We start from the raw sequence: 7,019 nt of genomic DNA on the forward strand, positions 1-7,019 counted from the left end.
GCGGATTACTCCTCGGCGCGCACCATGAGGGCGCTCGCCAGCGCGGCCATGCCCTCGCCTCGGCCCGTGAAACCCAGGTGATCCGAGGTCGTCGCCGACACGGTGACCGTACCCCCGGCGATCTCGCTCATGACCGCGCAGGCCTCGGGCAGTCGCGCGGCCATACGAGGCCGGTTCCCCACGACCTGCACGGTTGCGTTGCCGAGCACCCAGCCGGCCTCGGCGGTCATGCGGCGAACCTCCTCAAGGAGCGCACGCCCCGAAGCACCCGCCCACTCGGGGCGATCCACGCCGAACACCGTGCCGAGCTCGCCCAGGCCCGTCGCCAGCAGCATCGCGTCGCACAGGGCGTGCGCGGCTACGTCCGCGTCCGAATGACCCTCAAGGGGGCGCTCGCCCGGCCACTCCAGGCACGCGACCATCAGGGGGCGCGGCGAGTCGGGTGCGGCGAACGCGTGGACGTCGACCGCTTGGCCGATGCGGAAAGGCAGATCAGTCATGGAACCAGGGTAGCGTCACGAGGAAGTCGGCGTGAAGGCGATGAGGCCCTCGTCCGTCAGCCCGACCAGCAGATCGTCGTAGACCCACGTGTGGTTCCGTGCCGCCCTCAACTCGGTTGAGGTATGCGCCTTGTTGTTCGCCATGTCGAAGAAATAGACGGTCTGTTCCTTGTATCCGATGTTCAGAATGAAGGCAGCGGTTCCGTCGGCGCTCGCACGCGCATGCGTGGGGGAGAAAGAACAGGGTGGACGGGTGCTGGAAGAAACCCCCACCAACCCCTCTGCGGAGTATTTCGCAACGCCTCCTGAGGTCTGCACCGTGAGGGTTTGGCACCTGTCGCCGGTCGCCTCCAGCATGCCTGTCGTCCATGGCGTCCTGCCCGAGTCGAAGAAAGCATCCCACTCACTCAGAGTCGGCATGCGGCCATCTTCTGCGGGGATAATGTACTTAAGGCTCCGCCCAAAAGTGCCCAGGGAATTGCCGGACATGTCGAATTTTTCGAGCAACGTGGCGTTCTTACGCACGATGAGGCCATCGGCGGCTGGATACAGAGCGTCGTAGGAATAGGAGCGGGCATTAGCTAAACGCCCCTCTTGTCCAAAGGTCGTCACAACACCCGTGTGTACGTTGACGATCTGTGGGTTCCTGTAGTCATCGACGGGAACTAAGGCGGAAGCCTCCTCTCCGGTCCCAATCGTGCGCGGCCCGTCCCATCGTGAGAGGGAGGAGTTACGGGACTGTTTTCCCGTAATGCTCTGCCACTGCTGTGTCCAGGAACCGGATTCCTGCTTCCACCCGGCGCAGGTTTCCATGCCGGAACAGGTCACCAGGATGTCGTCGACCATGGTGATCGGATGGCCGTCCTCCCACGGCGCCTGTGTCTGAATGCCCGTCGATTTCGAGATCAGGACATTTTCGATGGCGAGCCACTCGCCGACGGAGACGATGGAGAAATCTGTCCCCGAGTATGGGATCTGCATGGACCCGTCGTTGGATGTCCACAGCACGGCGGGCTCGGAGGAGGAGACGTCGATGGCTGCAAGAGAGATGGAATAGGAATGATGGTCCCGGGAGACCATGTAGAGCGTTGTGCCGTCGGCAAACAGGGTGGTTTCGGATGGGTTGTCAATGCCGGTGCGAGGTTCAGGAAGGGTCCAGGCGACGCTCACGCCCGCAGCCCAGTCCGACGAGAGAACGTTCGTGTTCGTGGCCGAACCCTTGTAGCCCTGGGAGGCTACCGGCTTTGCGGTGGGCTGTGGAATCGCTGTGATGAAACGCGGTAGCGCGAAAAGGAGAGCGATGACCGCGAGGATCGCGGCGACGATGAGTGCTGCTTTCTTCCTCTGCAGTTGTATGTACGCCTGATGGCCCGCGATACGCTCGGGGTTGGTGCGCGTGCGCGGAGGACGAAGGCCTTTCCGGGGTGCGCTCGAGGGGGACGAGGCCTCGTGGCGAGACGCCGACGAGCGGGGCGTCGCCGTGGTTCGCGTCGCACCCGTGACGAGCGAACCCAGGACTGGCTTCAACGACGAGGCGACGCCCGACTGACCCGTCGCAGTGCCCTCTGACTGCCCCATTGTGGGCGCGAAGCGATCGGAGACTGGTGAGGCGCCGGTCGAAGCCGCGTGTTCTGCGGGCTGCTCGGCGGTGCTCCGCGTCTTCGGCTCGTCCTTGGGCGTGGGGGTGGAATCCGAGTTTGGGGGAGCCCAGCGAGAAGAATCGTTACTCATGAGTCCTCATTTAGGCCGAGGCCGGGGTGAAGGCAACGACGCCGTGCTTCGTCACGCCGATCACCAGGTCATCGAAGGCCCACGTGAGGCTATGAGCCCCGTTGAGATCCTTCGAGGTGTGTGCCTCCTTCGTGTTGGTGTTCGCGAAGTAGACGTGCTGGTCGGAGGGGGAGTTGGCCTCGTTGATAAACAGCGCGGACCCATCTGCGCTGGCTCGCACGTCGAGCGGCGAGAAGAGGCAGGGCTCCGAGTCGCTGATGGACACGTCCTTGACGCCGTACGCCGAGCGGGGCAAGGCATCCGAGGACAGGATGAGGGTCGCCGTGGTGCACTTCGAGCCGGTCATCTCGATCGTTCCCGTCGCCCACGGGGCCTTCGAGTCCTTCAGGTACGAGCGGAGCTGATCGAGGCTCGGCGCGGGGCCGTCGCTCGTGGGGACCGCCCACGTGCGTTCGTAATCGATGGTCTCGACGAGCTTGCCCGTCATGTCGTAGACGTCGGCCTTGTCGTAGTCGCTGACGTTGATGTAGCCGTCGGAGGCGATGAGGAAGCCGCGGCTCTCAAACTTCTTCGCCGGAGCATCTCCCCCGAGGGTGGTGACCGTGCCGGTGTGGAGATTAATGATCTGCGGCGCGAAACCATCCTCGGTGGACAGCAGGAACGAGGCGTTCTCCCCGCTGCCCATCATCCGGGTCTTGTTGGGCGCCTCCGGAGTGAGGTTGCGCCCCTGTCGAGACGTGATGCTCTTCCACTGCTGCTTCCAGGAACCGGACTCCTGCTTCCAGCCGGCGCAGGTCTCCATGCCGGAACAGGTCACCAGGATGTCATCGGCGGTGGCCATGGGAACATCGCCCGGCCACGGGGCCTGAGCGATCGCCCCGGTCTTCTTGTCGATCACAACGTCGTTGTAGGCGAGCGAATCTCCGGCGGAAGCGATCGCCTGCGTGTCGCTCCGCTTTGTCACCGTCGCGTCGGAGCTCTCCTTCAGCCACAGCTTCTCGGGCTTCGCGCCCGAGATGTCGTAGGCGGCGGCGACAGCATGGCCCTCACTGTCGCTCCTGGCGGCCACGTACAGGGTCGTGCCCTCCACGAGGAGAGATGGAGCATCGTAGTCGTCGACGTAAGCGGAAAACTCGTCCAGGGTCCAGGCCACGTCCACGCCGTTGGCCCACGAACTCGTCAGAGTGCCCGTCAGGGTTCCCGACCCCGTGTAGCCCTGCCCGCGCGGGCTCGGAGCCGCCGTGGGTGCCTTGGTCACGACATACACGACGCCGGCAACCATCGCTGCGACCGTTACGACGGCGATCAACGCAATGAGCCACCAGCGCTTCTTTTTGCCGCGGGGCGCGGGGGATGGTGCGGGAATAGTCCCGGGCTCGGCAGCACGGAACGCGTTCGGCATGGCAAACGAAGATGTCGCGTGCGTGATCGGCTGCGGTACCGAACCGACAGGCGCACCGTTGTTCGTTGGGGCAGGCCACTGTGGGTCGTTGATGCTCACGCATCGTTTCTACCACACGCCCCGGGGTAGGCTCCCACGATCCCTTGCCCCGGCCTCGTCCCACGCGTGTGACGAGGAACGGGCGCCCTCGCAGGCCACGCCCCCTCTCCGATAGGATCGACCCGTGCGCTACATTTCGACCCGACGCGGCCCCAACACGCCCACCCGTTCCTTCAGTGACATCCTCCTGGAAGGCCTCGCCCCCGACGGCGGCCTCTACCTGCCCGAGGAATACCCGACGCTGTCTCGCTCCGACCTGGATGAGCTGCGCATCGTCCTACGCGAGGACGGCTACGCGGCCATGGCCGCAGGCATCATCTCTCTCTTCGTCGACGACATCCCCGCCGACGACCTGAGCGCGATCACGGCCCGCGCCTACCGCACCCCCGCCTTCTCCGACCCCCAGATCGTCCCCGTCGACGCCCTGGAGGGCACCGACCTGCACCTCGCCCACCTCTCCAACGGCCCCACGGCCGCCTTCAAGGACATGGCGATGCAGCTCCTCGGCGAGCTCTTCGAATACGAGCTCACCCGCCGCGGCGACTGGCTCACCATCGTCGGCGCCACCTCCGGCGACACCGGCTCCTCCGCCGAGTACGCGCTGCGCGGCCGACGTGGCCTCTCCGTCGTCATGCTGACTCCCGCCGGCCGCATGACCGCGTTCCAGCGCGCCCAAATGTTCTCCCTCCTCGACGAGAACATCGTCAACGTCGCCGTCGACGGCGTCTTCGACGACTGCCAGGACCTCGTCAAAGCCGTCAACATGGACGCCGACTTCAAGGCCACCTGGCACGTGGGCGCCGTCAACTCCATCAACTGGGCGCGCCTGCTCGCCCAGGTCTGCTACTACGTGGCCACCTGGCTGCGGGTCACCGAGGAGGGGGCCGACGCCTCGTCCAAGGTGAGCGTCGTCGTGCCCTCGGGCAACTTCGGCAACGTGTGCGCCGCCCACATTGCCCGCCAGATGGGCGTGCCCCTGGGTACCCTCGTCGTCGCCACGAACGAGAACGACGTCCTCGACGAGTTCTTCCGCACCGGCGTCTACCGCCCCCGCTCCTCCGCGGACACGCTGGCCACCTCCAGCCCGTCCATGGACATCTCCAAGGCCTCGAACTTCGAGCGCTTCATCTTCGACCTCATGGGCCGCGACGGCGACGCCACCCGCGCCCTCTTCGAGACGGCCCTGGCCCGTGACGGTTACTTCGACCTGTCCGGCACGCCCGAGTTCGCCGCCCTGCGCGACACCTACGGCTTCACCTCCGGCACCTCCTCGCACGCGGACCGCCTCGCCGAGATCGCGCGCACGGAGAAGGAAAGCGGCTACCTCCTCGACCCGCACACGGCCGACGGCGTGCACGTCGCCCGCGCCGTGCGCCCGCAGATCGAGGGCCCACTCGTCGTCATGGAGACCGCGCTGCCCGTCAAGTTCGCCGACACGATCCTCGAGGCCACCGGCCACCTCCCGCCCGTGCCCAAGCGCTTCGAAGGCATTGAAGGCCGCGAAGAGCGCGTCACGCCCCTCGCCAACTCCGTCGAGGATCTCAAGGCGCTCATTCGCGAGCGCGTGCGCCCCGGCGCCTGAGTTTTCATTCACTCGACGAGGCCCGAGTCCCCACCTGCGAAGCCGCGCGGTTGCGCAGTCGGGGCCCGGGCCTCGTTACATACTCCCGGGGAGTGCCCGTTTCCCTCACCCCCTCTCCCCGCCAGGTAGGATTGGTGCCATGCTGCACCTGTACGACTCCAAGAGCGCCCGCATCCAGCCCCTCAACCCGGTGACCCCCGGCAAGGTCGGCATCTACCTGTGTGGCGCCACCGTGCAGGGATCCCCGCACGTCGGCCACCTGCGCGCCGCCGTCTCCTTCGACACCCTGATCCGCTGGCTGCGCCGCAGCGGCTACGAGGTCACCTACGTCCGCAACGTCACCGACATCGACGACAAGATCCTGAACAAGTCGGCCGAGGCCGGCTGGGACTGGTGGGCCTGGGCCTACCGCTTCGAGCGCGAATTCACCGAGGCGTACGAGACCCTCGGTGTCGAAGCCCCCACTTACGAGCCGCGCGCCACCGGCCACATCCCCGAGCAGCTTGACCTCGTCCAGCGCCTCATCGACGCGGGACACGCCTATTCGGATGGGCGCGGCAACGTCTACTTCGACGTCCACTCCCAGCCCGACTACGGCTCGCTCACCCGCCAGCGCCTGGCCGACATGCGCACCACCGAAGACGACGCCCAGATCGACGAGGCCGTCGAGGCCGGCAAGCGCGACCCCCGCGACTTCGCCCTCTGGAAGGCCAGTAAGCCGTCTGAGCCGGCCACTGCCTCGTGGGACAGCCCCTGGGGACGCGGCCGACCCGGCTGGCACCTCGAATGCTCCGCCATGTCGCGCCGCTACCTCGGCGACGAATTCGACATCCACGGCGGCGGTATCGACCTGCGCTTCCCGCACCACGAGAACGAGCAGGCCCAGTCCCACGGCGCCGGCTGGGAGTTCGCGCGCCTGTGGGTCCACAACGCGTGGGTGACCACCAAGGGCGAGAAGATGTCCAAGTCGCTGGGCAACGTCCTGTCGATCGGGGCGCTCACCGAGGAGTACCCGGCCGTCGCCGTGCGCTGGGCCCTGTCGACCGTCCACCACCGGTCCGCCATCGAATGGGGCCTCGAGACGCTGCCCGCCGCACACGCCGCCTGGGAGAAGTTCTCCACCTTCGTGGCGCGTGCCATCGAGGCCGCCGGTGAGGCTCCGGCCTCCGAGATTGCCCTGGCACCCGCCGACCTGCCCGAGGCCTTCGTCGCCGCCATGGACGACGACCTCAACGTCGCCGGCGCGCTCGCGGTCCTGCACGAGCACCTCAAGGCCGGTAACGCCGCGCTTGCTGCTGGTGACGTTTCCGGTGTGTATCGCGAGCAGGTCCTGGTTCGTTCCATGCTGGATGTGCTTGGCCTGGACCCCGCTTCTGAGCAGTGGCGTGGACAGGCTGGCATCGGCGCGGGTGCCTCTGGCGCCGCTGCGGCCGAGCACTCGGCGCTGGACGCGCTGGTTCAGGCCGTGCTGGAGGAGCGGGCCGCTGCCCGCGCCGCCAAGGACTGGGCGCGCGCCGACGAGCTACGCGACCGCCTGGCCGCCGCCGGCGTCACTGTCGCGGACGGCCGCGACGGCGCGACGTGGAGTGTTGGCTGATCCGCGGCTGATCCGCGGCTGAGGCCGGGCTGCTTGGTGTGCCCGTGGGCGGCGGCCCGCCCGCGAGACGTCCGCGCCGCGAGCTTCAGGCTGGCTGCCGATGGGGGT

The 7,019-nt window shown here is 67.0% G+C and carries 5 protein-coding genes; 2 read left to right on the forward strand and 3 right to left on the reverse strand.

The features are described 5' to 3' along the window. Positions 1-5 precede the first annotated feature (5 nt). Genes ispF through JJJ16_RS10130 form a run of 3 tightly spaced genes read right to left on the reverse strand, consistent with a single transcriptional unit; the run spans position 6 to position 3,732 of the window. On the reverse strand, positions 6-500 hold the full coding sequence (gene ispF / locus JJJ16_RS10120) for a 2-C-methyl-D-erythritol 2,4-cyclodiphosphate synthase (protein ID WP_219752707.1): 495 nt from the start codon (positions 498-500) through the stop codon (positions 6-8). A 15-nt stretch (positions 501-515) separates the two neighbouring features. Then, the gene (locus tag JJJ16_RS10125; protein WP_225905314.1) at positions 516-2,231 is read right to left on the reverse strand and encodes a hypothetical protein; all 1,716 of its coding nucleotides are present in this window, start codon (positions 2,229-2,231) and stop codon (positions 516-518) included. Positions 2,232-2,241: 10 nt separating this feature from the next. After that, complete coding sequence (locus tag JJJ16_RS10130; protein ID WP_219752709.1) at positions 2,242-3,732, reverse strand: Hsp70 nucleotide exchange factor FES1; 1,491 nt, start codon at positions 3,730-3,732, stop codon at positions 2,242-2,244. A 124-nt stretch (positions 3,733-3,856) separates the two neighbouring features. Here JJJ16_RS10130 and thrC point away from each other — a divergent pair, with 124 nt between their 5' ends. Both thrC and cysS read left to right on the forward strand, forming a co-directional pair. Then, positions 3,857-5,314, forward strand: a complete 1,458-nt coding sequence (thrC, locus tag JJJ16_RS10135) for a threonine synthase (protein WP_219752711.1) — start codon at positions 3,857-3,859, stop codon at positions 5,312-5,314. Positions 5,315-5,453: 139 nt separating this feature from the next. Continuing rightward, positions 5,454-6,911 carry a cysteine--tRNA ligase gene (gene cysS, locus JJJ16_RS10140; protein WP_219752713.1) on the forward strand — a complete coding sequence of 486 codons (1,458 nt, stop codon included), beginning with the start codon at positions 5,454-5,456 and terminating at the stop codon, positions 6,909-6,911. Positions 6,912-7,019: the final 108 nt, after the last annotated feature.

It is taken from the genome of Schaalia sp. ORNL0103, from assembly GCF_019429565.1.
In the GTDB taxonomy this organism is placed as follows: Bacteria; Actinomycetota; Actinomycetes; order Actinomycetales; family Actinomycetaceae; genus Pauljensenia.